A 24,025-nucleotide genomic window follows, 5' to 3' on the forward strand; every position below is an offset into this window, starting at 1 on the left:
GGCGCGCGGCGCTCAGGGCGCGCCGAAGCCGAAGGACTGCAGGGTCGCTCGCCCCTCGGCGCTCAGGACGTAGGCCACGAACGCCTTGACCGCGGCGTCGTCGGACAGGGTGATGACGGGGTAGTCGAGGCGGGTGTTGAGCCGGGACGGGATCTCTACGCCCTTGACGCTCCCCTTCGCCGCCACCACGTCCGAGCGGTAGACGACGGCGGCGTCGGCCTCGGCGAGCTTGACCTTGGCGAGGGTCGCCTTGACGTCGACCTCCTTGCTGACGACGTCGGGCACGACGTGCGCCTTGGCGAAGGTGGCCTGCGCCGCCTTGCCGCACGGGACGGTGTCGGCGCAGAGCACGACCTTGACGTCTGGCTTGGCAAGATCGGCGATCGAGGTGACGCCCGCCGGGTTCGACGGCGGGACCGCGATCTCGAGCACGTTGGACGCGAACGTCGTCGAGTCCTTGGCCAGGCTCTTGTCCAGCGGCTTGGCCGCGGCGGTGCCGGCGAGCGCCAGCACCGAAGCGGGCGCGCCGTTGTCGACCTGCTGCACGAGCGTGGCGCTCGACCCGTAGGAGGTCTGGACGGTGACGCCGGGGTGGACGGCTTCGAAGTCCCTGGCCAGCTGGTCGAACGACTCGGTGAGCGACGCGGCGGCGAGGACGGTCACCGTGCCGTTGAGCGTGCCGGACGACGCGCCGCCCGACCCGGACTGCGTGTCGCCGGCGGAGGTGGCGGTCCCGCAGGCAGAGAGGAGCAGGGCGGCGAGGGCTGCGACGGCGCTGCGACTCACGTGCGAGGGGCGGCGGGTCGTCATGCCGGGATCTCCACGACGACGTGCGTCGACTTCACGCTCGCGACGGCCACCGAGCCGACCTCGAGCGCCAGGTCGTCGACCGACTCGCTCGAGAGCAGCGACACGATGCGGAACGGGCCGCACTGCAGCTCCACCTTCGCCATGACCGTGTCGCGCGTGATGGCGGTGACGATGCCGCGCATCCGGTTGCGGGCGGACGCGCCCCCGGTTGCGCCCACGGCCGCCGGGTGCGCGAGCTCCTGGGCGACGGCGGCGAGCTGGGCGCCGTCGACGGTGCGGCGGCCGGCGTCGTCGGTGGCGCCGTCGAGCCGACCGGAGTCGACCATGCGGCGGACGGTGTCGTCGGATACTCCGAGCAGGGCGGCGGCCTCGGTGATGCGCAGATGCGGCATGGGGGCCACGTTATACCCGCAGATGCGGCCACGGCGGGGCTAGCCGGGCGCCGAAGGTGGGGGGGTTGACACCGAGGCGCCGTGAGGCGTGTAATCAACTCATCAGTTGATCAAGGAGTTGGTTGACCATGACGCATCCGATGCCCGACGTCGACCTCGACCGCGCGTTCGCGGCCCTGGCCGACCCGGTGCGTCGCGCCATCGTGGCCCGCCTCAGCCGGGGCGCCGCCACCGTCAACGAGCTCGCCGAACCGTTCGAGATCAGCAAGCAGGCCGTCAGCAAGCACATCCAGGTGCTCGAGACGGCGGGGCTCGTGAGCCGCACCCGGGACGCCCAACGCCGGCCGGTCCACCTCGAGGCCGCCCGACTGGAGGCCCTCACCGCCTGGATCGACCGCTACCGGCTCGTCGCCGAGCAGCGCTTCCGGTCCCTGGATGCCGTCCTCGAACACACCGCCACGCCGGCCGCCCAGGCGCCACCGGCGTCCGCCACCGTCACCACACGCATACGTCCTCACGACACGACCGAGGACAGCACTCACGACAGCACGACAGCTCACGACACGACGCATGACAAGGAGCAGCAGCCATGACCAACGCACTCACCCTCGACATCCCGGCCGGTGTGCCCTGGATCGACTTCACCCGCGAGTTCGACGCGCCGGTGGAAGCGCTCTTCAACGCCCACCGCGACCCCGACCTCGTGCGCCAGTGGCTCGGCCCCCACGGCTACGAGATGCAGATCCAGCGGTGGGACTTCACCTCCGGGGGCGGCTACCACTACACCCACCGGGACGGCGAGAACGTCTACGGCTTCCGGGGGACCTTCCACACCGTGCGCGACAACGAGATCGCCATCCAGACCTTCGAGTTCGAGGGCGCTCCTGACGAGGTCGCCATCGAGTTCCTGCGGTTCGTCGACCTCGGCGACGGCCGCTGCCGCCTCGAGGGCCGCAGCGTCGGTCGCACCGTGGAGGGGCGCGACATGATGGTGGCCAGCGGCATGGAGAAGGGGATGGCCGAGGGATACGACCGCCTCGACGAGCTCGCCGGCCGGCCCGCCACCACCTCCGCCACGTCCTCCGACGTCCCGGCGCGAGGCTGAGCGCCGTGGACTGGACCCTCGAGGTCGTCATCGTTCCCGTCAGCGACCTGGGCCGTGCCATCTCCTTCTACCGCGACCAGGTGGGGTTCCACCTCGACCACGACACGGAGAACGAGCACATGCACGTCGCCCAGCTCACGCCGCCCGGCTCCGGCTGCTCGATCGTCGTCGGCAGTCTGCCGGCGCAGAACGCGATGGCACCCGGGTCCCTCCACGGGGTCCAGCTCGTCGTCGCCGACGCCGCGGCGGCCCGTGAGGAGCTCGTCACGCGAGGGGTGGAGTGCTCCGAGATCCAGGTGATCGACCCGCGCGACGGCGGCACCTTCTTCGGCTTCTCCGACCCCGACGGCAACTCGTGGGCGGTCCAGCAGATCGCAGCCCGCGCCGACAAGCCGCTCATCCCGCACGAGGCGCGCGGTCGCTTCGGCGCGGACCTCGAGCCCTGAAGCGCCACACAGCTCGCCGAACGACGCGTTCGGTCGTGAAGGCAGTGCTCCACCGCTGACTTCGCGACCGATCGCGGCGTTCGGGTTCGGAATGCGAACGTATGCCGTCACCGGGCCCGGGTTCCCGCGGGAGGCGGGCGGACGGCATACTTCAGGGCATGAGCAACGTCCCCCAGCAGCGGCTCCTGCAGACCGCGATCCCCGGCCCCAAGTCGGCCGCGCTCCAGGCCCGCAAGACGGCGGCCGTGTCCGCCGGCGTCTCCACCGGCCTGCCGGTCTACGTCGAGCGCGCCGGCGGCGGCATCCTCGTCGACGTCGACGGCAACCAGCTCATCGACTTCGGCTCCGGCATCGCGGTGACGACCGTCGGCAACGCCGCCCCGCGCGTCGTCGAGCGCGTCACCGCCCAGGTGCAGGACTTCACGCACACCTGCTTCATGGTCACGCCTTACGAGGAGTACCTCGAGGTCGCCGAGGCGCTCAACGACCTGACGCCCGGTGACCACGAGAAGCGCACCGCCCTCTTCAACTCCGGCGCGGAGGCCGTCGAGAACGCCGTCAAGGTGGCGCGCCACTTCACCGGCCGCAACGCCGTCGTCGCCTTCGACCACGCCTACCACGGCCGCACCAACCTGACGATGGCGCTCACGGCCAAGAACATGCCCTACAAGCACAAGTTCGGCCCGTTCGCCGGCGAGGTCTACCGCGCGCCGATGAGCTACCCGTTCCGCTGGCCGGGTGGACCCGCCGACTGCGCCAAGGAGAGCTTCGACGTCTTCGTGCAGCAGGTGCACGCCCAGGTCGGCGAGGACAACGTCGCCGCCGTCGTGCTCGAGCCGATCCAGGGCGAGGGCGGCTTCATCGTCCCGGCTCCCGGGTTCGTCAAGCAGGTGGCGCAGTGGTGCGCCGACAACGGCATCCTCTTCATCGCCGACGAGGTGCAGTCCGGCTTCTGCCGCACCGGCGACTGGTTCGCCAGCGAGCACGAGGACGTCGTGCCCGACCTCATCACCACGGCCAAGGGCATCGCCGGTGGCCTGCCGCTCGCCGGCGTCACCGGCCGCGCCGACGTCATGGACTCGGTCCACGGCGGCGGCCTCGGCGGCACCTACGGCGGCAACCCGATCGCCTGCGCCGCTGCACTCGGTGCCATCGAGACGATGAAGGAGGAGGACCTGTGCGGCCGCGCCAAGCAGGTCGAGGCCCTCTTCGTGCCGCGCCTCAAGGCGCTCGCCGAGAAGTACCCGCAGATCGGCGACATCCGCGGCCGCGGCGCCATGCTCGCGGTCGAGCTCGTCAACGGCCCGGGCGACCTCACGCCCAACGCCGCGCTGACCGGCGCCGTCAACAAGGCCTGCCACGCTGAGGGCCTGGTGACCCTCACCTGCGGCACCTACGGCAACGTCTTCCGGTTCCTGCCGCCGCTCGCTGCGAGCGACGAGCTGCTCAGCGAGGGCCTCGACATCTTCGAGAAGGCGTTCGCCGCCTCCGTCTGAGCCGCCACCCACCCGAGAACGTATGCCCTCCCGCTGACCCAGCGGGACGGCATACGTCGTCTGTGGGCTGAGGCGGGACCGATGACGGGAGGTTCCGTGGGTCTCCCGCCCAGGAGGGCCGCTTCAACGCCCCGCGTCCCGTCATCCGTCCCGCTGCCTCGAGGGCTGTGGACGGAGAGGCAGGCGTGGCCCGGGGACGGGCGAGTCTGGGGCGGTGCGCGAGGAACGTTCGGTGGCGGTTGCCGTGCAGAGGCTGGGTGGCACCTGCTCGTGGCGCGAGCTGCGCCGGGCGGTCCCGTGGCGCGCCATCGGACCGGCCGTGGCGGCCGGCCAGGTGGTGCGTCACGGCCATGGCGTCTACACGCTTCCCGGCGCCGAGGCCGCAGGCGTGGTTGCGCGGCGGCTGCACGGCGTGGTGTCGCACCGCAGCGCCGCCCTGCACTGGGGGTGGAAGGTCAAGTCGGTGCCCGCCCGTCCGGACGTCACGATCCCGGCCAACCGCAAGCTGCGGGAGAGCCAGCGTGGGCTGGCGATCCTGCACTGGCGGTCGCTACCGGCGTCCGAGCTGGCCGGCGGTGTGACGTCGCGGTCGCGCACCGTCGTCGACTGCTGCCTCGACCTGCCGTTCGACGAGGCACTGTCCGTCTTCGACTCGGCCTTGCGTTCGGGCGTGCGGAGGCGCGAGGTCACCGAGCTCGCGATGATGTTGGGCCCGCGGCAGCGGGCGCGCGTGCACAGGGTCGCCCGACACGCCGACGCCCGCGCTGCCAACCCCTTCGAGTCGGTGCTGCGCGCCATCGCCCTGGACGTGCCCGGCCTGTCGGTCGACCTGCAGGTGCGGCTGCGGTACGACGGCGTCTACGCGCGGGTCGACCTGGCGGACGAGTCGCTGCAGATCGTGGCCGAAGCCGACAGCCACGAGTTCCACACCGAGCGGAGTGCCTTCGCCCGCGACTGCCGGCGCTACGACGAGCTGACCGTCCGGGACTGGATCGTGCTGCGCTTCACGTGGGAGCAGGTCATGTTCGAGCCTGACTGGGTGCGAGGCGTGCTGGCGGCCGCGGTCGGGCTCCGGCGCCGTAGCCGTGCCCGGGACGGGGGACCGATGACGGGACGCAGCCTTGCTGCCGAGGCAGTATGAACGCGCGGGCTCTCGAACCTCCCGTCATCCGTCCCGCCACAGCGGGCGTATGCCGTCCCGCGGGGTCGGGCGGACGGCATACGTCGGCGCGTGGCGGGGGCTACGACCGGTCGAGCGGGGTCACGTCGGGGCGCTTGGCCTGGCGGTGGTCGCCGGAGGAGCGGCCGGTCAGGCGGCGGTGGACCCAGGGCCCGACGTACTCCTTGGCCCACTGGGCGTTGGCCTGCAGCGCTTCCCGGCGGCCGATCGGCGGGGCCGGCTCGAGGGGCGTGGCCCAGTCGGTCTCGGCCGGCGTGTGGCCGAGCGCCTCGAGCGCGGCGAGCGCGACACGGCGGTGGCCCTCGGTGGTCATGTGGATGCGGTCCTCGGACCACATCCGCCAGTCGCGCAGCGCGTGCAGGCCCCACTGGTCGATGACGTGGGCGCCGTTGCGGCGGGCGATGCTCCAGATGTTGGCCGAGTGGATCGCAGCGCGACCTCGCGTGGCCTTGACCAGAGGCGCATCGGCCGGGTCCACGGGCGTCGCCATGAGCACGTCCGCGCCGGTCGCCCGGATGCGGGCCACGGCGGCCTCGAGCCGGGCGGCCAGCCCGTCGAGGTCGGCCTTGGGGCGCAGGATGTCGTTGCCGCCGCCGACGATGCTGACGAGGTCGGGCTGCAGCGCGAGGGCGTCCTCGAGCTGAGGGCCGACGACGTCGTCGAGCTTGCGGCCCCGGACGGCGAGGTTGGCGTAGCCGAAGTCGAGGCCCTGCGCCCGCGCGATCTCGGACAGGTGCGAGGCGAGCCGGTCGGCCCAGCCGGCGTACTCGCCGTCGTGGCCGAAGGTCGGGTCGTCGTCGCACATGCCCTCGGTGAACGAGTCGCCGATCGCGACGAAGCGGGTCCAGACGGTGGGGCCCGAACCGTCGGGCGCTGGCTGGGTCATGTCAGGCTCCAGTCGATAGGTGGGGCGCCCTGCTGGGCGAGGAGGTCGTTGGTGCGGCTGAAGGGCCGCGAGCCGAAGAAGCCGGAGCGCGCCGAGAGCGGCGAGGGGTGGGCCGACTCGATGCGCGGCACGTCGCCGAGCATCGGGGCGAGCGACTGCGCCTGCCGGCCCCAGAGGATCGCCACGAGCGGACCGCCGCGCTCCACGAGCGCCGAGATCGCCTGTGCCGTCACGGTTTCCCAGCCCTTCCCCTGGTGGCTCGCCGACGAACCCGGGCGCACCGTCAGCACGCGGTTGAGCAGCATGACGCCGCGCTCGAACCACGGGGTCAGGTCCCCGTTGCCGGGCGTCGGCAGCCCGAGGTCGGTGCCCAGCTCCTGGTAGATGTTCTGCAGCGAGCGGGGGACCGGCCGCACGTCCGGTGCCACGCTGAAGCTCAGCCCCACAGGGTGCCCGGGCGTCGGGTAGGGGTCCTGCCCCACGACGAGCACGCGCACGTCGGGCAGCGGCAGCGAGAAGGCCCGCAGCACCCGGTCGCCGGCCGGCAGGTAGCCCCGGCCGGCCACGACCTCGGCGCGCAGGAAGGCCCCCATCGCGGCGATCGTGTCGGCGACCGGCTCGAGCGCCGGGACCCATGTCGGGTGGACGAGGTCGGACAGGGGGCGGGCAGGCACGGCCACACGCTACCCGCGCCGGCCGGGCACCGGTCGAGGTGATCCCGCCAGCCCCCGGCGCGCGCGATCACCTCGAACCGGGCAGGAGGCGACAGCACGCTGCGTTGGGTCGAGGTGATCCCGCCACGCCCAGGCGCGCGCGATCACCTCGAAGCGCGGGGCTGGGACAGAATCGACCCCGATGAACCCCACACTGCGCGGACCAGCCCTCGTCGACGACGCCGTGCTGCCCGACGTGCTCGTGCAGGTCGACGGCGAGCGCATCACGGCGGTCCAGCCCATCGAGCCCGGTGCCCCGCCCCCTCCCGGCGGCGACGCGGCCGAGCGGGTGAGCGGCACGATCGTGCCGGCATACGTCGACCTGCACTGCCACGGCGGCGGCGGCACCGCCTTCACCGACCTGCGCGACGACGCGGCGGCCGCGGCCGCCGCGCACCACCACGCCCACGGGTCCACGAGCCTGCTCGCGAGCCTCGTGACGATGAGCCCGCGCGACCTCGAGCGGGGCGTCGCGATGCTCGCCGAGCTCGCCGACGACGGCCTCGTCGACGGCATCCACCTCGAGGGCCCGTGGCTCGCCGAAGCGCGCTGCGGCGCCCACGACCCGACGCTGCTGCGCGACCCCTCGCTGACCGAGGTGGAGCGGCTCATCGAGCTCGGCCGCGGCCACCTCCGCCAGGTGACGCTCGCGCCGGAGCGCACCAACGGGCTCGACCTCGTGCGCTGGCTCACGTCCGCAGGGATCCATGCCGCGATCGGCCACACGGCCGCGACCTTCGGGCAGGTCGAGGAGGCCGTCGCCGCGGGTGCCGACCTCGGCACGCACCTGTTCAACGGCATGGACCCGATGCACCACCGCAAGCCGGGCGCCGTTGCGGCACTGATGCGCTCGGCTGCGCGGGGGCGCGTGACCGTCGAGCTCATCGCCGACGGCGTCCACGTCGCCGATGACACGATGCGCACCGTCCTCGACCTCGTCGGCGTCGACCACGTCGCGTTCGTCTCCGACGCCATGGCAGCGGCCGGCGTCGGCGACGGCGCCTACGTCCTCGGCGGGCTCTCCGTCGTCGTCGACCACGGCGTCGCCCGACTCACCCACCCCGACGGCAGTCCCGGCTCCATCGCCGGGGGCACCAGCCACGTCGCCGACATCGTCGCGCGCGCTGTTGCTGTCGGCACGCCCCTGCCGTATGCCGTCCGGCCCGGCACGCGCACCCCCGCCCGCGCGCTCGGGCTGGCCGACCGCGGGGTGCTGGCGCCAGGATCGCGCGCCGACCTGCTGGTCCTCGACGGTGCGGCGCGGCCGACCCGGGTCATGAGACGGGGCCGGTGGCTCGAGCCCGTGCTGCCCTAGGCTCGGCCGGTGACTTCTCCCCGCTGGTCCACCGCCGTCTTCGACCTCGACGGCACGCTCGCCGACACGATCCACCTCATCGTCGAGTCCTACCAGTACGCGTTCCGGACGATCCTCGGCCACGAGGAGGACCCCACCGTCATCCGCTCGTGGATCGGCCGGCCCCTCATCAACGCCTTCCGCGACCACTCACCGGAGCACGCGGACGAGCTCTACGAGACGTACCTGAAGTGGAACGCCGACAACACCGAGCGCCTCATCCGCGGCTACGACGGCGTGCGCGAGGTCTTGGGCGACCTGCACGCCGGAGGCGTCCACGTCGGCGTGGCCACGTCGAAGCGCCGGGAGTCGGCGCAGCAGGCGATGGACATCCTCGGCCTCAGCGAGCACGTCGAGGTGCTCGTCGCCATGGAGGACACGGAGCGGCACAAGCCCGACCCGACGCCGCTGCTGCTGGCGCTGGAGCGGATGGGGTGCGGCACCAACCACGCCGTCTACGTCGGTGACGCCGTCGTCGACGTGCTCGCCGGCAAGGCCGCGGGCATGGACACCGTCGCGGTCACCTGGGGCGCCGGTCGCGAGGAGGCGCTGCACGAGGTGCGGCCGACGGCCGTCGTCAACACCGCAGCCGAGCTGCGCGCCGCCCTCCTCGGCTGACCTGCTCGGCTGACCTGCTCGGCTGACCTGCGCCGATCCCCGGGCCCGTACGCGGCCCCTGGCGCAGGGCCTAGCATCTGTGCGTGCACAGCTTCGACAAGGACACGGACCACGTCGCCGTCGACAAGGTCCTCGACTACGCCCGTGAGCGGCTGCTCATGGACCCGATCCCGCTGGACGGGGCGCAGACGCAGGAGTACCTGCGCGCGGTGGCCGGCGAGACGATCACCCCGCACGGGCTGGGGTCGACCCGCGCCATGGAGCTCTTCGAGCACACCCTCGCGCCGGCGTGCCTGTCGACCGACCATCCGCGCTACCTCTCCTTCATCCCGTGCGCCCCGACGCGTGAGGCCGCGGCCTTCGACGTCGTCGTCGGCGCATCGTCGATCTACGGCGGGTCGTGGATGGAGGGTGCCGGCGCCGTCTACGCCGAGAACCAGGCGCTGCGCTGGATCAGCGACCTCGCCGGCCTGCCGGACTCCGCCGGGGGCGTCTTCGTGCCCGGCGGCACGGTGGGCAACCTGTCCGCGCTCGTGGTGGCACGGCATACGGCCCGCGCCCGCGCGACGGAGGCCGGCACCGGAGCCCGCCCCTGGCGCGTCGCCGCCACCGACAACGCGCACTCCTCGGTCGTGTCGATGGCTGCGGTCATGGACGCCGAGGTCTGCGGCGTGCACGTCGACGAGAAGCTGCGCCTCACCGGCTCGGAGCTGCGCAAGACGCTCGAGGAGCACGGGCCCGAGACCTTCTTCGCCGTCGTCGCGACGGCCGGCACGACGAACTTCGGCGTCGTCGACGACCTCGCCTCGGTCGCCGAGGTCTGCCGCGAGTACGGCCTGTGGCTGCACGTCGACGGTGCCTACGGCGGGGCCGGGCTCGCCGCACCCTCGGTGCGCCGGCTCTTCGACGGCATCGAGCACGCCGACTCGTTCATCGTCGACCCGCACAAGTGGCTCTTCGCCCCGTTCGACTGCTGCGCGCTCATCTACCGCGAGCCCGAGCTCGCCCGCATCGCGCACACCCAGGAGGCGGGCTACCTCGACGTCATCACCAAGTCCGCCGAGTGGAACCCGACCGACTACTCCATCGGCCTGACCCGCCGGGCCCGTGGCCTGCCGCTCTGGTACTCCCTCGCCGTGCACGGCACCGACGCCTATGTCGAGGCCATCGAGAGCACGCTCGAGGTCGCGCGGTTCGCCGCCGAGGAGATCGGGCGGCGGGACTACCTCGAGGCCGTCCGGGAGCCCGACCTGTCCGTCGTCGTCTTCCGCCGCCTCGGCTGGGGGCCGCAGGACTACCAGGCCTGGACCGACCGGCTGCTCGCCGAAGAGTTCGCCTTCGTCGTGCCGACGACCTTCCGCGGGGAGACGCTGACGCGCTTCGCGATCGTCAACCCGCACACGACGAAGGAGGACGTCAACGCCATCCTCGACACGATGTGCTGACGTCCGGGCAAGGCCCGGGAGCAGTACCACAGGGCTTGCGATCTCGCGACGCCACGCCACGCCGAAGCGAATGACACACCTGTCATTTCGGCTAAGGTATGAGCGGAGCCAACGCCATACGCAGCATCACGCCAGTGAGACGGGGACATGAGCACAGAACACGCCACGGCGCAGCCGCACCCCCACGAGTCCGAGGACGGCCTGAGCCCGCGCGACCTCGAGATCCTGGCGTTCGAGCGCCAGTGGTGGAAGTACGCCGGCTCCAAGGAGCAGGCCATCAAGGAGCTGTTCGACATGAGCTCCACGCGCTACTACCAGGTGCTCAACGCCCTCCTCGACAACCCGGCCGCCCTCGAGGCAGACCCGATGCTCATCAAGCGCCTGCGCCGGATGCGCGCCAGCCGCCAGCGGGCACGCACGAGCCGCCGCCTCGGCATCAACGTCTGACCAGCGCCTGACCAGCACCGGATCGAGGCCTGACCAGCGCCTGGTCGGTGCGTGACCCCTCCCGAGGGATGCGCCTGCGCCCCAGCCTGGTCGTGGTTGCGCTCGAGGTTGCGGTCGTGGCTGCGGTCCCTGACCGGGTCCGCGTGGTTCACTTCCCTCATGGCCGAGGTGACCATCCGTCGTGCATCGGCCGACGACGCCCTCGTGGTCGCGGCCCTGCACCTGCAGTTCGCCCGCGAGCTCGGTATGCCGTCCGAGCCGGGCTACCTCGACCGCTTCGTCGACGCGTGGCTGGCCGAGCGGCCCGACCGCCCGACGTGGATCGCCGAGAGCCGGGGCGAGCACGCCGGCATCCTCGAGACCCGCCGCATCCGGGCGCTGCCGTGGCCCGGCCGCAAGGACGTCTCGTGGCTGCACGTGGGCGGCCTCTTCGTGACGCCGACCTGCCGCGACCGGGGCGTCGGCCGGGCCCTCACCGAGGCGATGATCGAGTGGGCGCGCACCACCGACGTGAAGTGGATCCGCCTCAACGCCCCCGACGAGAGGGCCCAGGAGTTCTACGAGCGGCTGGGCTTCACCTCGCCGGGGCGGCTCATGGAGTTCGACCTGGGTGAGCCCCGGTGACCGCGCTGCGGCCCGGCCCGACCAACTCGCTCGTCGACGTCGCCGGCCTTCGCGTCGGTCACTGCACCCGCGACGAGCCGGGCTGGCTCACGGGCGTGACCGTGGTGCTCGCGCCCGAGGGTGGGGTGGTGGCGGGCGTCGACGTGCGCGGTGGTGGTCCCGGCACGCGCGAGACGGACCTGCTCGACCCCCGCAACCTCGTCGACCGGGTGCACGCCGTGGTCCTCGGCGGCGGGTCCGCCCTGGGTCTGGCTGCGGTCGACGGCGTCATGGCGGCCCTGCTCGACGACGGGATCGGCTGGCCGATGGGGGAGCCCGGGCACGTGGTGCCGATCGTGCCGTCCGCGATCCTCTTCGACCTCGGACGAGGCGGCACGTGGGGCCACCATCCCCGCGCGGAGGACGGGAGGGCGGCATACGCCAGGGCCTCCTCCTCGGCCGTGGGGCAGGGGTGCGTCGGTGCCGGCACGGGTGCCAAGGTCGGCGGCTTCAAGGGCGGGATCGGCTCGGCGAGCGTCGTGCTCGAGTCGGGCGCCACGGTCGCCGCGCTCGTGGCCCTCAACGCGGTCGGCTCGGCCGTCGAGCCCACCACCGGGCTGCCGTATGCCGTGGGCCTGGGTCTCGGGGACGAGCTGACCCACGTGGGTCGGCCGGGTGCGGCGGAGCTCGACGCGGCGAAGGCCCGGGCCGAGGCGGAGCCGGGCGGCGCCGGACGGCCCGGACTGGCCACGACGATCGGGGTGATCGCGACCGATGCGACGCTGACCAAGGCGCAGTGCCAGAAGATGTCGGGCATCGGACACGACGGCTACGCCCGCGCGCTCAAGCCGGTGCACACGCTCTTCGACGGCGACACCCTCTTCACGCTCGCGACCGGCGACCGGCCGGCTCCCGACCCGGTCGAGCAGACCCTGCTGATGGAGGCGGGCGCCGACTGCGTCGCCCGAGCGATCGTGCACGCCCTGCTCGCGGCGACGTCCGTCGACCGCTCCGCTGATGGAGGCGTGGCTCTGCGGTCGTGGTCAGACGCGTTCCCCTCCGCATTGAGCCGCTGAGCCGCCCAGCCCTTGAGCCGTTGAGCCGTTGAGGGCCCCACGTCACATCCAGGAGTCGAGCAGCTCGTCTCGCAGCGGTCGCTCGAGCATGGGACGGAGACCGGCGAGCTCGGCGTCGGCGCGCTGCACGAGGGACCGACGTGACTCCAGCGCGGCGGCATCGGGCTCGGTCGGTCGCGCCTCGAGGGCGCTGAGCCGCAGGTCCCCGCGCGGGTGGGTCGCCCGACCGCGGGGCCCTTCTGCACGCGCCCGGGTCCGCGCTCGGGCAACGTCACCGGCGGTGGGCGACGGGCGCTCGCGAACTGCTGCGAGGGCCTCGAAGGCGTTCTCCCGGCGGCGCACGGCCGCTCCCGCCATGGTGTGCAGTCCGGAGATGCCCATCGTCGTGAGGAGCAGCCGGACGACCGCCGTGGTGCCGGCCACGCGCGCGGCGCCGAGGTCCGCCGCGTGCGCGCGCGCCCGGCTGTCGCGGGAGGCGGTGCGCTCGAACGCGCGGAGCAGCAGCACGGCGGGGAACGACACCGCCCGCAGCACGCCCCGGCCCATGCCGTTCACGATGGCGTTGGAGTACGCGACGTCCAGGCGCGTGTCCTCGAAGTCCGTGACGGCTCCGCGTTCGAGGGGGACCAGCAGGGTGGCCAGGCGCTCGAGCACCCCGTGGGCGTGGGCGACCAGAGCCGAGCCTGCGCCCGCGGGGCCGCCCAGATGGGCCAGCTGGTGCCCGAGGAGTGCGATCCGCTCGTCGTCGGTGAGGCAGGTCCACAGCGGGAGCCCCACGACCAGGACGGGACGTCGCGTCGAGCTGCTCCCGACCAGGTGAGCACCGAAGCCGATGTCGACGCGGAGGCCGGTCGGGGGCCGCACTCCGAGCTCGGTGGCGACCGCAGCGACGAGTGCGTGGGTGTCGGGGAAGTCGCCCGGGTCGAGCTGCACGGCGTCACCCGCACGGGAGGGGCGGGGCGCCAGGGCGGCGACGAAGACCCAGCCGAGGACGACCGCGACCCACTGGACGGCGTTCTTCGGCGCAACGGTCGCCCACACGAGCAGGGCCACGGCCAGGGCGGCGACAGCCAGGACGACGACCGAGAAGGCCGTCACGGCGGTCGAGCGTGGACCCACGGGAGTGGGAGCCTCGGCGACGCGGCTCGACGGAGACGATGAGATGGGCACGGTCAGGGTCCTTCGGCGGCGGGTCGGTGCCCCCGGATGCTACGGGCGCCGTGCCTGCTGCGTGAGGTTTCGTCCGGTTTGGCCGTCTCGTCTCAGGGCGGCGGCGCGGCGAGCTGCGCCCAGACGCGGCGGACTGCGGCCTCGAGGTGGGCCGGCGGGTAGGGCAGGCGGGTGTCGGGCTCGTGCAGCGCCTCCTCGAGCGCGACCCCAGCGAGCCGCCGCTCGCGCAGCACCGCTGCCACCGCCGCCACCTCGTCGCGCTGCCGCTCGACGAAGGCCGCGTCGACCGGCCGGCCGTGCCCGGGCACGACGACGGTCGCGTCGCCCGCCGCGACGAGGTGCGCGGTCAGCGTGTCTGCCCAGTCCAGGGGCCAGGAGTCGTCACCGAAGGACGGGTGGTCGCTCTCCTCGACCAGGTCGCCGAGGAAGAGGGCACCCGCGTCAGGGACGAGGACGGCCACGTCTCCGTCGGTGTGGCCGCGGCCGGCATACGCCATCGTGACGACGCGGTCGCCGAGGTCGACGGTCGCGTTCGACGCGAAGGTGCGGTCCGGGCCACGCACGGGCGTGACCAGGACCTGGAGGAGGTCGGCCTCGGTGTAGCCGTACTCGGGCGCGGCGCTCGGGTCCTCGCGCACCGCTGCCCGGATGTGCTCGGCGTGCGCCTCGAGGCCGAGCGCCACGTTGTGGTGCGCGTGGACCGTGGCGGCGTCGAAGGCGACGTTGCCGAAGGTGTGGTCGAAGTGGACGTGGGTGTTGACGACGTGCCGGACGTCGATGTCGCGTCCGAGGCGCTGCCCCAGGCGGTGGATGTCGTCGAGCACCTCGCGGCCCTGCACGTCGCTCGCGCGGGTGTCGACGACGACCGCCCCGTCCCGGCCGAGCACCAGGCCCACGCCGACGTCCCACTGCGGGTAGCGGGCGAGGAAGACGCGGTCGGCGACCTCCACGAAACCGCGCGTGACCTGGTGCATCACCGCGGTCCTCCGCCGTGATCCACCTCTCGCACCGCTGCGTCGCCGGGCACCCGACCACCGTAGCGACATGCCGCCGAATGGGCCTTTCGGCACTCTTCCTCTACGGTGTGATGCCATGTCCAGCGATACCCGCAGCTCCATACGTGCCACCGAGCGTCGACGGCAGCGCGTCGTCGTCGCCGGCGTCGCAGGCGTTGCCGTCCTGACAGCAGGGGCGATCGCCTACTGGCCGGGTGGCGGTGGCCTCGGGGGCGCGATGACAGCCGGCTCCTCGGGGGCGCTTTCCGGCGACGCGACCGGCACCCTGAAGGACCAGGCCTGGGACCCCACCTCCGCGACCACGACCCCCGACGCCACTCGCGCCAGCCGGGGTGAGGCCCGCACCTCGCTGTCCCCGTCCGCCCAGCCGACGACGAGCGCGACCGCGCAGGCGCAGGCGAGCCAGGCGCAATCCGGTCAGACGCCCTCGGGTCAGGCGCAGGCGGGTCAGGCGCCAGCGGGTCAGGCGCCCGCGGGTCAGGCGCCAGCGGGTCAGGCGCCGTCGAGCCCGGCTCCGTCGAGCCAGGCTCCGCAGGCAGCCGCAGGCCCGTCGCCGACGAGCACGCCGGTGCTGCCCTCGACCTCCCAGCCCGGGTCGACCCCGTGGGCCACGCCGACTCTGATCCCGTCGACCACACTCCCGTTGACCTCGCTCCCGTCGACCTCGCTCCCGTCGACCTCGCTCCCGTCGACCTCGCTCCCGTCGACCTCGTCGTCGAGCTCCGCCACCCCGGTGCCGACCACGACGAGCACGACGGGGACGCCCACGGCCAGCCCGACGCCCGTGCCGACCAGGCCCAAGCACCACTGCGTCGTCCTCGTCCTCTGCTGAACCCCGTAGGCCCGGCCGACCGGTGAGGGCGCCTGACGGAGCGGCCGTGGCAGCCTGTCACCCATGGATTGCGTCTTCTGCTCGATCGTCGCCGGCGACCTGCCCGCCGACGTGGTGCTCGACGAGGGGGAGTTCCTCGGCTTCCTCGACCGCCGGCCGGTCTTCAAGGGGCACGTGCTGCTCGTGCCGAGGACGCACGTCGACACGCTGCTCGACCTTCCGGCCGACCTCCACGCCGGGCTGCTCGGTGCTGCCCAGCGCCTGGCGGCGGCGGCCGTCGAGGGCCTCGGCGCGCAGGGCTCGTTCGTGGCCGTGAACAACGTGGTGAGCCAGTCGGTGCCGCACCTGCACGTCCACGTCGTGCCCCGCACCAAGGGTGACGGGCTCCGCGGCTTCTTCTGGCCCCGGACCAAGTACGCGTCCGAGCAGGAGTCCGCCGAGTACGCCGCCCGGATCGCCGGTGCGCTCGCCCCGGCCGTGGGCGCCTGAGCCGAGCGGACGGCATACGCCCCGTCCGGGAGCGCCGAACGTTTGCACTCTCACTGGGAGAGTGCCAATAATGGCGTTAGCACTCTCCCAGTGGGAGTGACAGAAATGGGCCGTATGCCGAGGGGCTGGGTTCGCAGCGACATGAAGCTGGGAAGACCGGTCCCGTCCGTCGCGGGCGTCATGCGGGCCACCACCAACGTTTCGTGTGGGAGGAACCACCCGAATGGCCAAGACCATTGCTTTTGACGAAGAGGCACGCCGCGGTCTCGAGCGGGGCATGAACATCCTCGCCGACGCCGTCCGCGTGACCCTCGGCCCGAAGGGCCGCAACGTCGTCCTGGAGAAGAAGTGGGGCGCCCCCACCATCACCAACGACGGCGTCTCGATCGCCAAGGAGATCGAGCTCGACGACCCGTACGAGAAGATCGGTGCGGAGCTCGTCAAGGAGGTCGCCAAGAAGACCGACGACGTCGCCGGTGACGGCACGACGACGGCGACCGTGCTCGCCCAGGCGATGGTGAAGGAAGGCCTGCGCAACGTGGCCGCCGGCGCCAACCCGATGGCCCTCAAGCGCGGCATCGAGAAGGCCGTCGAGGCCGTCTCCGCCCGCCTGCTCGAGCAGGCCAAGGAGATCGAGACCAAGGAGCAGATCGCCTCGACCGCCAGCATCTCGGCGGCCGACGAGGAGATCGGCGGCCTCATCGCCGAGGCGATGGACAAGGTCGGCAAGGAAGGTGTCATCACCGTCGAGGACTCCAACACCATGGGCCTCGAGCTGGAGATGACGGAGGGTATGCGCTTCGACAAGGGCTACATCTCCGCCTACTTCGTCACCGACACCGAGCGCATGGAGGCCGTCCTCGACGACGCCTACGTGCTCGTGGCCAACAGCAAGATCGGCAGCATCAAGGACCTCATCCCGCTGCTCGAGAAGGTCATGCAGTCGGGCAAGCCGCTGCTGATCATCGCCGAGGACATCGAGGGTGAGGCCCTCGCGACCCTGGTCGTCAACAAGATCAAGGGCACGTTCAAGTCCGTCGCCGTCAAGGCCCCGGGCTTCGGCGACCGCCGTAAGGCCATGCTGACCGACATCGCCATCCTCACCGGTGGCCAGGTCATCTCCGAGGAGGTCGGTCTCAAGCTCGAGAACGCCACCCTCGACCTGCTCGGCAAGGCTCGCAAGGTCGTCGTCACCAAGGACGAGACGACCATCGTCGAGGACGCCGAGGACCGCTCGCAGATCGAGGGCCGCATCGCCCAGATCAAGGCCGAGATCGAGAAGTCGGACTCCGACTACGACCGTGAGAAGCTCCAGGAGCGCCTCGCCAAGCTCGCCGGCGGCGTCGCCGTCATCAAGGCGGGCGCGGCCACCGAGGTCGAGCTCAAGGAGCGCAAGCACCGCATCGAGGATGCCGTCCGCAACGCGAAGGCCGCCGTCGAGGAGGGCATCGTCGCCGGTGGTGGCGTGGCCCTCATCCAGGCCGCCAAGGCGCTCGACGAGCTCAAGCTCGAGGGTGACGAGGCGACCGGCGCCAACATCGTGCGCGTTGCGACCGAGGCCCCGCTCAAGCAGATCGCGATCAACGCCGGTCTCGAGGGTGGCGTCGTCGCGGAGAAGGTGCGCGGTCTCGACGCCGGCCACGGCCTCAACGCCGCGACCGGTGAGTACGGCGACCTGCTGGCCGCCGGCATCATCGACCCGGTCAAGGTGACGCGCTCGGCGCTGCAGAACGCGGCCTCGATCGCGGCGCTCTTCCTCACGACCGAGGCCGTCATCGCCGACAAGCCCGAGAAGGCCGCTCCGGCCATGCCCGGTGGCGACGACATGGGCGGCATGGGCGGCATGGGCTTCTGAGCCCACCGGTCCACCTGCCTCACGCAGCACGTCCGAAGGGCGGTTCCTCCTTACGGGGGAGCCGCCCTTCGGCGCGTCTCGGGCTCGGCGACGGAGGCGCGGGTCAGCGGGCGAAGAGGGCGCGCGTCGCGTTCTCGTGCTCCGCGTAGGCCGTCGATGCCCTGAGCGTCAGGCGGCCGACGTCGGCGAGGGCCTCGGTCATCTGGGCCTGGATGCGCTGGTAGTCGTGCATGACGCGCTCGAACTCGACCTTGGCGGGACCCTGCCAGTCAGCGCCCATGCCGGCCAGACGGCCGCGCAGCTCGGCGGTGCTCGACGTGATGGTGTCGGCGAGCCGGTGGATGTCGCCGGCCGCAGCCGCGATGCGTTCGGTGTCAACGACGGAACGGGACATGGGTTCACTCCTCGATCGGTGGGCCGACCGGACGGTGGCCGCGTGCTGTCGAGGCTAGGTCGGGCCGACGAGCCCGCGGGCGCGTCGTCCACAGGGCCGGGACGGGCACACGAGACCCCGCTGGCCTAGGCTGCCGTGCATGACGGTGTGGATCGACCAGCCCATCTGGCCGGCCCACGGTCGGCTCTTCGCCCACCTCGTCAGCGACGTCTCCTACGACGAGCTGCACGCCGTGGCACGTGCGGCCCGGCTGCACCCGCGGTCGTTCGACGGGGACCACTACGACGTCCCCGAGGCACGCTGGCAGGACGCCGTGGACGCCGGGGCGACACCGACCAGCGGGCTCGACCTCGCGCGCCGCCTCAACGCCTCGGGCCTGCGGCTGCGCAAGCGCAAGCGGGACCGTGGCGTGCGGCGGATCCTCGACGTGGCCTTCCCCAACGGTGCCAGCGACGTCGACCTCGTGGCGTCCGACGAGCCGCTCGACCCCTCGCGGGTGCTCGCCGCCATGGTCTTCGTCCGCGACCGCCGGGGCGACTTCGTCGTCGTGCACAGCGTCCGACGGGGGGAGTGGGGCTCGCCCGGAGGGTGGCGTGAGGACGACGAGACGCCCGTCGAGAACGCCGTGCGCGAGACGTTCGAGGAGACCGGGCTCACGCTTCGGCACTCGGACGTGCTGTCCTGTGGCTACGAGCGGTTCACCCCTCGCACCGACGACAACCTCTTCACGCGCGAGAGGCCCTACCTCCAGGTCTTCCGCAGCCGGCTCGACGACGCCCGACCGCCGATCAACGACGGCGACGACGGCATCCACGAGACCCGGTGGGTGACACCGGACGAGTACGCGCAGCTCTGCGGGCACCTGTTCTGGTGGCCGCTCGCGGTCGAGGTCTTCCCCGACCTGCGCGACCTCGCCCGCCCCCTCTGAGACGTACGTATGCCGCCCACCGGGGTGGACGGCATACGTACGCTGTCGTGGTGGGCGGGCCTGTCGGGCAGGCGCGCCCGCGGGCTCAGCGCTGGTTGGTGAAGCTCAGCGCGACGTCGAGGTCGGCCTCGCGCAGCATCCGCTGGACGGCCTGCAGGTCGTCACGGGACTTGCTCGACACGCGCAGCTCGTCGCCCTGGATCTGGCTCTTGACGCCCTTGGGGCCCTCGTCGCGGATGAGCTTGTTGATCTTCTTCGCGTTCTCCTGCGAGATGCCCTCCTTGAGCGGCACGTCGAGGTGGTACTCCTTGCCGGAGAGGCGGGGTCCGGCCTCCGGCACGTCGAGGTGCTTGAGGCTGACCTTGCGCTTGACGAGGTGGGTCTGCACGACGTCGAGGACTGCGAGACAACGCTCCTCGGTGTTCGCCTTCATCTTGATGACGTCACCGGCGAGGTCGACCGAGGCGCCGACGTTCTTGAAGTCGTAGCGCGTCGCGATCTCCTTGCTCGCGCTGTTGACCGCGTTCGCGATCTCCTGCTTGTCGAACTTGCTGACGATGTCGAAGGAGGAGTCGGCCATCGGTGGGTCCTTCCAGATGCGTGTGGCTGGGCTGTCGGACGGGTGGCCGTGGGCACGCGGACATGCCGGACACGTCGCCGTGGTCCCGATTACTGACCCCGCCCGATCTCTTGCTATCCTTCCAGACGCACCAAGGCAGGTTGTCCGAGCGGCCAATGGAAGCGGACTGTAAATCCGTCGCGAAAGCTACGAAGGTTCGAATCCTTCACCTGCCACCCAGTGCGCCGAGAGGCCCTGACCAGCGCAAACGCGGGTCGGGGCCTCTTGCATGTACCCCGGGAGGGTACGTGGCGCCACGGATTCCGAAGGCTATTCTGCAAGCCTCTGACCTGCGGAAACGTGAGAGCCGAATGGCTCCGCGGGGAATATGTGGGGAAATCGGGCCCGGGACGGGGCGTCTCCTACGGGCCTCCCGCCCGTGACCTGCGGCGATGCGGGGGAGGGGGGTATGCAATCGCGACGGACTTCTGCGCCGTGGCGATTCGAGGCCCTTGCCTTGCCGGCACGGCGGCTGCGCTGCTGCCCCCACAGGACTGACTCGTAGTGCCGCAGGACCACGTCCACGGTTGAGGCGTTCGCCCGAGCGTCACAAGTTGGGGACCAGCTGTCGTCTCGATCCCGGGACCATCTCGACATGCGAAACGCGGCAGGATCTTTTCCTACTGTTTTAGTGGGGTATTGGGCGCGGTCTCAGTGAGTTTGCCCGACCGGATCACATTGTGCCGCAACATGTTTGGTGTCTACCGAGTCTCTCTGTCGATGTGTGTGAACGGTCTTGCGCTCCGCATCCATGCGGTTGCCCGCTTCGTACCGGTGTGCGTACGCTCACCGCAGGTCACGAGTTCCAGTGCACAGCCCCGGCTTGCTGGACAGCAACCCTCCTCCGCGGCGGGGTGCTCCGGGTGAAGACCTGGCCGGTCGCTGATGGCGCCGGCAAGCGCGGACTCGTTGATCGGGTCCCGGAGACCCGAGGAGCAGAGATGACCGCACGGACGACCACCCTGGTGGCCCGTCGGCACGTCGACCTGCTCCGCGTCTCCAGCGCGCTCTGTCGTCGGTGACGCACCGCCTCGCCGACGTCGACTGACGTAGCCCCGGCGGTACGCGACCTGGCCGCCCGGCGACCCCGTGCGCCGGGCGGCAACGACGCAGACCTCTATCCACGCCACCCGTCCCCGACGGGCGTGCCCGTGTCCCCAGGAGACCCTCAGTGTCCACCACCTCCGTCCCGAGAACCGCTCAGGCGGCACCTTCCCCATCCGCTCCTGCTCCACCGCCCGCGACGGCCGTCCTCACCGCCGTGCCCGACACGTCGCCCGTCCTCACCGTGGTCCCTCGGCGCACGCCGTGGACCTGGGTAGGTGTGGCGGGCGTGCTCGTCCTCGTCGCGATGTTCGTCAACGGGCTGGCCACCAACCCCGGCTGGGAGTGGTCCACTTTCGCCGCGTACTTCGCCAGCGAGACGATCGTGCGCGCTCTCGGCACCACCATCCAGCTCACCGTGCTCGGGACCGTGACCGGTTTTGCCCTCGGCGTCGTCCTCGCGGCAATGCGCCTGTCCCACAATGGCTTCCTGCGCTCGGTCGCGTGGACCTACATCTGGGCCTTCCGCTCGATCCCGCTCATCGTGCAGCTGCTCTTCTGGTTCAACATCGCCTACCTCTACCAGACCATCTCCTTCGGGCTGCCCTTCGGCCCCTCGTTCGGCAGCGTCTCCACCAACGACCTGTTCGGGGCCCTCGGCGCCGCCGTCCTCGGTCTGGCACTGCACCAGGCGGCCTACGCCGCCGAGATCATCCGCGGCGGCATCCTCGCGGTCGACGAAGGACAGCGCGAGGCAGCCGCAGCCCTGGGCATCCCGCGTCTGCGCCAGTTCACCAAGGTGGTCCTGCCCCAGGCGATGCGCTCGATCCTGCCGAACGCCGCCAACGAGGTGATCAGCCTCTTCAAGGGCACCTCGATCGTGTCGGTGCTCGCGATCCCGGAGCTCTTCTACCAGGTGCAGGTCATCTACGGACGCAACTCCCGGGTCGTGCCACTGCTGCTGGTGGCCACCGTCTGGTACATCGTGCTGACGACGCTGCTGTCGGTGGGCCAGTTCTACGTCGAGCGGCACTTCGCCAAGGGCAGCTCCCGCACGCTGCCACCGACCCCGCTCCAACGGCTGCGCTCGCGCCTGACCGCGTACACCGTAAGGCCCGCCGGCGCCCACAGCGGGCATGGCCGGACGCGCCACCCCGAGACGGCGGAGGTGACCCGGTGAGCACCACGAGCACAGCCGCTCCCGTCATCGACCTGCGCGGCGTCACGAAGTCCTTCTCCGGACAGGTGGTCCTGCACGACATCGACCTGCGGCTCGAGGAGGGGACCGTCACCGTCGTGCTCGGCCCCTCCGGTTCGGGCAAGTCGACGCTGCTGCGCACGATCAACCACCTGGAGAAGGTCGACCGCGGCCAGGTCCGCATCAAGGACACCCTCATCGGCTACCGCCAGTCCGGCGACCGGCTGCACGAGCTGTCCGAACGGGAGGTCCTGCGCCAGCGCAGCCGCATCGGGTTCGTCTTCCAGCAGTTCAACCTCTTCCCGCACCTGACGGTCCTGGAGAACGTCGTGGAGGCTCCCGTCTCCGCCCAACGCCGCCGCCGTACCGAGGTGGAGGCCGAGGCGCGGCAGCTGCTGGCCCGGGTCGGTCTGGCCGACAAGGCCGCCGCCTACCCGCGCCAGCTCTCCGGCGGCCAGCAGCAGCGGGTCGCCATCGCCCGAGCACTGGCCCTGCAGCCCGACGTCATCCTCTTCGACGAGCCGACCTCGGCGCTGGACCCCGAGCTCGTCGGCGAGGTCCTCGACGTCATCAAGGAGCTGGCCCGCGACGGCGCGACCCTGGTCGTGGTGACGCACGAGATCGGCTTCGCCCGAGAGGTGGCCGACACCGTGGTCTTCCTCGACGGCGGCCGCCTCATCGAGCAAGGGCCACCGGCACAGGTCCTCGACAACCCACGCCACGAACGGACCCGCGCCTTCCTCGAACGCGTCCTCTGACCACGCCGCACCCGCGGCACTGACCCACCCCTTCACCACGACTCGCACCCCTCGGGTGCCGAGAGGAGCTCCACCATGCCCAACCACGCCTCCCGTCCGGTGCACGCCGACCCGGTCACGACCACCCTCACCACCTCCCGCACCAGCCGGACCTCGACCCTGCGACTCACGCTCACCGGCTTGGCCGCCCTCGCAGCGCTGACCGTGAGCGCCTGCTCCGGCCCCGCCGAAGCCAGCTCGGCCGGCTCGGCTCCGTCCGCCCGGCCCGGCGCCGCCGCGGCCGGCATCAACACCTCGCCGAACCAGCAGCGCATCACCGCCGCCAAGGACGAGAAAGCAGCCGCCCTGCTGCCCGCAGCGATCCGTGCGCGCGGCACCATCACCGCCGCCAACGCCGGCGCCGGCGGCGGCACCCCGCCGCTCGTCTTCACCGCAGACGACGACAAGACCGTCATCGGCGTCGAGGTCGACCTCGCCCACCTCTTCGCCGACAAGCTCGGACTCAAGGTCGAGACCCCGGCCACGAGCTGGGAGAACGTCTTCCTCGGCATCGACTCCGGCCGCTACGACGTCGCCCTGACCAACGTCACCGTCACCGAGGAACGCAAGCAGAAGTACGACTTCGCCACCTACCGCAAGGACGACCTCGCGTTCGAGGCACCCAAGGGCGGAACCTGGAGAGTCACCAGCGGCAAGGACATCGCCGGCAAGACCATCGCCGTCGGCTCCGGCACCAACCAAGAGAAGATCCTGCTCGACTGGAACAAGGCCAACGTCGCCGCCGGCCTGGCCCCGGCGAACATCAAGTACTTCCAGTCGCAGACCGACTACTACCTCGCCCTGGCCTCCCACCGCATCGACGCCTACTTCGGCCCCAACCCGAGCGTCGCCTACCACGTCGCCACGGCCGGCCAGACCGAGGCGATCGGGCACTTCTCCGGCGCGGGCGAGTCCCTGCAGGGGCTCATCGCCGTCCTGACGAAGAAGGGCTCGGGCCTGGCCGCGCCGTACGCCGCCGCCATCAACTCGGCCATCGCCGACGGCAGCTACGCCAAGGTCCTGGCCCGCTGGAACCTCTCGAGCGAGGCGGTGGCCAAGTCCGAGGTCAACCCTCCCGGGCTGCCCAAGACCAGCTGAGCCGGTCGACCACC

General features: G+C 71.7%; 26 protein-coding genes, 1 tRNA gene, 1 pseudogene and 1 riboswitch. Of the genes and pseudogenes, 19 read left to right on the top strand and 9 right to left on the bottom strand.

The window, feature by feature from the left end; all coding sequences use genetic code 11:
- Positions 1 to 12 precede the first annotated feature (12 nt).
- A complete protein-coding gene (modA, locus tag ABD241_RS13440; protein ID WP_344063330.1) occupies positions 13 to 810 on the bottom strand; it encodes a molybdate ABC transporter substrate-binding protein in 798 nt (265 codons plus the stop codon).
- Positions 807 to 1,202: a TOBE domain-containing protein gene (locus tag ABD241_RS13445; RefSeq protein WP_344063333.1), complete on the bottom strand. Its 396-nt coding sequence runs from the start codon at positions 1,200 to 1,202 to the stop codon at positions 807 to 809. The genes modA and ABD241_RS13445 overlap by 4 nt, the downstream gene beginning before the upstream one ends.
- Positions 1,203 to 1,342: 140 nt before the next feature.
- Between ABD241_RS13445 and ABD241_RS13450 the strand changes: the two are divergent.
- From ABD241_RS13450 to ABD241_RS13470, 5 genes and pseudogenes are all read left to right on the top strand, one after another.
- A pseudogene (locus tag ABD241_RS13450) lies at positions 1,343 to 1,663 on the top strand (ArsR/SmtB family transcription factor); the annotation flags it as partial.
- A 128-nt stretch (positions 1,664 to 1,791) separates the two neighbouring features.
- A complete protein-coding gene (locus tag ABD241_RS13455) occupies positions 1,792 to 2,307 on the top strand; it encodes an SRPBCC family protein (protein ID WP_344063336.1) in 516 nt (171 codons plus the stop codon).
- Between the two features lie 5 nt (positions 2,308 to 2,312).
- Complete coding sequence (locus ABD241_RS13460; RefSeq protein ID WP_344063339.1) at positions 2,313 to 2,753, top strand: VOC family protein; 441 nt, start codon at positions 2,313 to 2,315, stop codon at positions 2,751 to 2,753.
- A gap of 158 nt (positions 2,754 to 2,911) precedes the next feature.
- Positions 2,912 to 4,249 (top strand): 4-aminobutyrate--2-oxoglutarate transaminase, encoded by a 1,338-nt coding sequence (gene gabT, locus ABD241_RS13465; protein ID WP_344063342.1) that lies wholly within the window; start codon positions 2,912 to 2,914, stop codon positions 4,247 to 4,249.
- Between the two features lie 214 nt (positions 4,250 to 4,463).
- Positions 4,464 to 5,390, top strand: coding sequence for a hypothetical protein (locus ABD241_RS13470; RefSeq protein ID WP_344063345.1), 927 nt, complete (start codon positions 4,464 to 4,466; stop codon positions 5,388 to 5,390).
- A gap of 100 nt (positions 5,391 to 5,490) precedes the next feature.
- Here the strand turns inward: ABD241_RS13470 and ABD241_RS13475 are convergent, their stop codons facing one another.
- On the bottom strand, positions 5,491 to 6,315 hold the full coding sequence (locus ABD241_RS13475) for an SGNH/GDSL hydrolase family protein (protein WP_344063348.1): 825 nt from the start codon (positions 6,313 to 6,315) through the stop codon (positions 5,491 to 5,493).
- Positions 6,312 to 6,989 (bottom strand): uracil-DNA glycosylase, encoded by a 678-nt coding sequence (locus ABD241_RS13480; RefSeq protein WP_344063351.1) that lies wholly within the window; start codon positions 6,987 to 6,989, stop codon positions 6,312 to 6,314. Before ABD241_RS13480 ends, ABD241_RS13475 begins: the two co-directional genes overlap by 4 nt.
- A gap of 181 nt (positions 6,990 to 7,170) precedes the next feature.
- On the opposite strand from ABD241_RS13480, the gene ABD241_RS13485 reads away from it, so the two are divergent.
- The 6 genes from ABD241_RS13485 to ABD241_RS13510 all read left to right on the top strand — a co-directional run bounded on the left by ABD241_RS13485 (position 7,171) and on the right by ABD241_RS13510 (position 12,571).
- The gene (locus ABD241_RS13485) at positions 7,171 to 8,343 is read left to right on the top strand and encodes an N-acetylglucosamine-6-phosphate deacetylase (protein ID WP_344063354.1); all 1,173 of its coding nucleotides are present in this window, start codon (positions 7,171 to 7,173) and stop codon (positions 8,341 to 8,343) included.
- A 9-nt stretch (positions 8,344 to 8,352) separates the two neighbouring features.
- A complete protein-coding gene (locus ABD241_RS13490; protein WP_344063358.1) occupies positions 8,353 to 9,000 on the top strand; it encodes an HAD family hydrolase in 648 nt (215 codons plus the stop codon).
- An 83-nt stretch (positions 9,001 to 9,083) separates the two neighbouring features.
- On the top strand, positions 9,084 to 10,445 hold the full coding sequence (locus tag ABD241_RS13495; RefSeq protein ID WP_344063361.1) for a pyridoxal phosphate-dependent decarboxylase family protein: 1,362 nt from the start codon (positions 9,084 to 9,086) through the stop codon (positions 10,443 to 10,445).
- A gap of 147 nt (positions 10,446 to 10,592) precedes the next feature.
- The gene (gene napA, locus ABD241_RS13500) at positions 10,593 to 10,892 is read left to right on the top strand and encodes a nucleoid-associated protein NapA (RefSeq protein WP_142181205.1); all 300 of its coding nucleotides are present in this window, start codon (positions 10,593 to 10,595) and stop codon (positions 10,890 to 10,892) included.
- A gap of 159 nt (positions 10,893 to 11,051) precedes the next feature.
- On the top strand, positions 11,052 to 11,516 hold the full coding sequence (locus ABD241_RS13505) for a GNAT family N-acetyltransferase (RefSeq protein ID WP_344063364.1): 465 nt from the start codon (positions 11,052 to 11,054) through the stop codon (positions 11,514 to 11,516).
- Entirely contained in the window at positions 11,513 to 12,571 is a 1,059-nt protein-coding gene (locus tag ABD241_RS13510) for a P1 family peptidase (RefSeq protein ID WP_344063367.1), read from the top strand. The genes ABD241_RS13505 and ABD241_RS13510 overlap by 4 nt, the downstream gene beginning before the upstream one ends.
- A 42-nt stretch (positions 12,572 to 12,613) precedes the next feature.
- Here ABD241_RS13510 and ABD241_RS13515 read toward each other — a convergent pair whose 3' ends face one another.
- The 3 genes from ABD241_RS13515 to ABD241_RS13525 form a co-directional block, all read right to left on the bottom strand.
- Positions 12,614 to 13,741, bottom strand: coding sequence for a M48 family metallopeptidase (locus ABD241_RS13515; protein ID WP_344063370.1), 1,128 nt, complete (start codon positions 13,739 to 13,741; stop codon positions 12,614 to 12,616).
- Between the two features lie 92 nt (positions 13,742 to 13,833).
- Positions 13,834 to 14,715 (bottom strand): MBL fold metallo-hydrolase, encoded by an 882-nt coding sequence (locus ABD241_RS13520; protein ID WP_344063373.1) that lies wholly within the window; start codon positions 14,713 to 14,715, stop codon positions 13,834 to 13,836.
- Positions 14,716 to 15,249: 534 nt separating this feature from the next.
- A complete protein-coding gene (locus ABD241_RS13525; protein ID WP_344063376.1) occupies positions 15,250 to 15,558 on the bottom strand; it encodes a hypothetical protein in 309 nt (102 codons plus the stop codon).
- 94 nt (positions 15,559 to 15,652) lie between these two features.
- Here ABD241_RS13525 and ABD241_RS13530 point away from each other — a divergent pair, with 94 nt between their 5' ends.
- Together ABD241_RS13530 and groL are read left to right on the top strand one after the other, a co-directional pair.
- Complete coding sequence (locus ABD241_RS13530; RefSeq protein ID WP_344063379.1) at positions 15,653 to 16,078, top strand: HIT family protein; 426 nt, start codon at positions 15,653 to 15,655, stop codon at positions 16,076 to 16,078.
- Between the two features lie 223 nt (positions 16,079 to 16,301).
- Positions 16,302 to 17,933, top strand: coding sequence for a chaperonin GroEL (gene groL / locus ABD241_RS13535; RefSeq protein WP_142181211.1), 1,632 nt, complete (start codon positions 16,302 to 16,304; stop codon positions 17,931 to 17,933).
- A gap of 103 nt (positions 17,934 to 18,036) precedes the next feature.
- On the opposite strand, the gene ABD241_RS13540 is transcribed toward groL, so the two are convergent.
- Entirely contained in the window at positions 18,037 to 18,327 is a 291-nt protein-coding gene (locus ABD241_RS13540; protein ID WP_142181212.1) for a WXG100 family type VII secretion target, read from the bottom strand.
- Between the two features lie 139 nt (positions 18,328 to 18,466).
- Between ABD241_RS13540 and ABD241_RS13545 the strand changes: the two genes are divergently transcribed.
- Entirely contained in the window at positions 18,467 to 19,255 is a 789-nt protein-coding gene (locus ABD241_RS13545; protein ID WP_344063385.1) for a DUF4031 domain-containing protein, read from the top strand.
- An 85-nt stretch (positions 19,256 to 19,340) separates the two neighbouring features.
- Here the strand turns inward: ABD241_RS13545 and ABD241_RS13550 are convergent, their stop codons facing one another.
- Entirely contained in the window at positions 19,341 to 19,835 is a 495-nt protein-coding gene (locus tag ABD241_RS13550; RefSeq protein WP_344063388.1) for a YajQ family cyclic di-GMP-binding protein, read from the bottom strand.
- Between the two features lie 134 nt (positions 19,836 to 19,969).
- Between ABD241_RS13550 and ABD241_RS13555 the strand changes: the two genes are divergently transcribed.
- The 5 genes from ABD241_RS13555 to ABD241_RS13570 all read left to right on the top strand — a co-directional run bounded on the left by ABD241_RS13555 (position 19,970) and on the right by ABD241_RS13570 (position 24,011).
- A tRNA-Tyr gene (locus tag ABD241_RS13555) sits at positions 19,970 to 20,050 on the top strand.
- Between the two features lie 618 nt (positions 20,051 to 20,668).
- Positions 20,669 to 20,781, top strand: a riboswitch (SAM riboswitch).
- A gap of 34 nt (positions 20,782 to 20,815) precedes the next feature.
- Complete coding sequence (locus tag ABD241_RS20690) at positions 20,816 to 20,896, top strand: putative leader peptide (protein WP_425580777.1); 81 nt, start codon at positions 20,816 to 20,818, stop codon at positions 20,894 to 20,896.
- Positions 20,897 to 21,135: 239 nt separating this feature from the next.
- Positions 21,136 to 22,098: an amino acid ABC transporter permease gene (locus tag ABD241_RS13560; RefSeq protein ID WP_344063391.1), complete on the top strand. Its 963-nt coding sequence runs from the start codon at positions 21,136 to 21,138 to the stop codon at positions 22,096 to 22,098.
- A complete protein-coding gene (locus ABD241_RS13565) occupies positions 22,095 to 22,874 on the top strand; it encodes an amino acid ABC transporter ATP-binding protein (protein WP_344063394.1) in 780 nt (259 codons plus the stop codon). Before ABD241_RS13560 ends, ABD241_RS13565 begins: the two co-directional genes overlap by 4 nt.
- A gap of 75 nt (positions 22,875 to 22,949) precedes the next feature.
- The gene (locus ABD241_RS13570) at positions 22,950 to 24,011 is read left to right on the top strand and encodes an ABC transporter substrate-binding protein (RefSeq protein ID WP_344063397.1); all 1,062 of its coding nucleotides are present in this window, start codon (positions 22,950 to 22,952) and stop codon (positions 24,009 to 24,011) included.
- Positions 24,012 to 24,025: the final 14 nt, after the last annotated feature.

The organism is Terrabacter lapilli, assembly GCF_039531305.1.
Lineage (GTDB): Bacteria > Actinomycetota > Actinomycetes > Actinomycetales > Dermatophilaceae > Terrabacter > Terrabacter lapilli.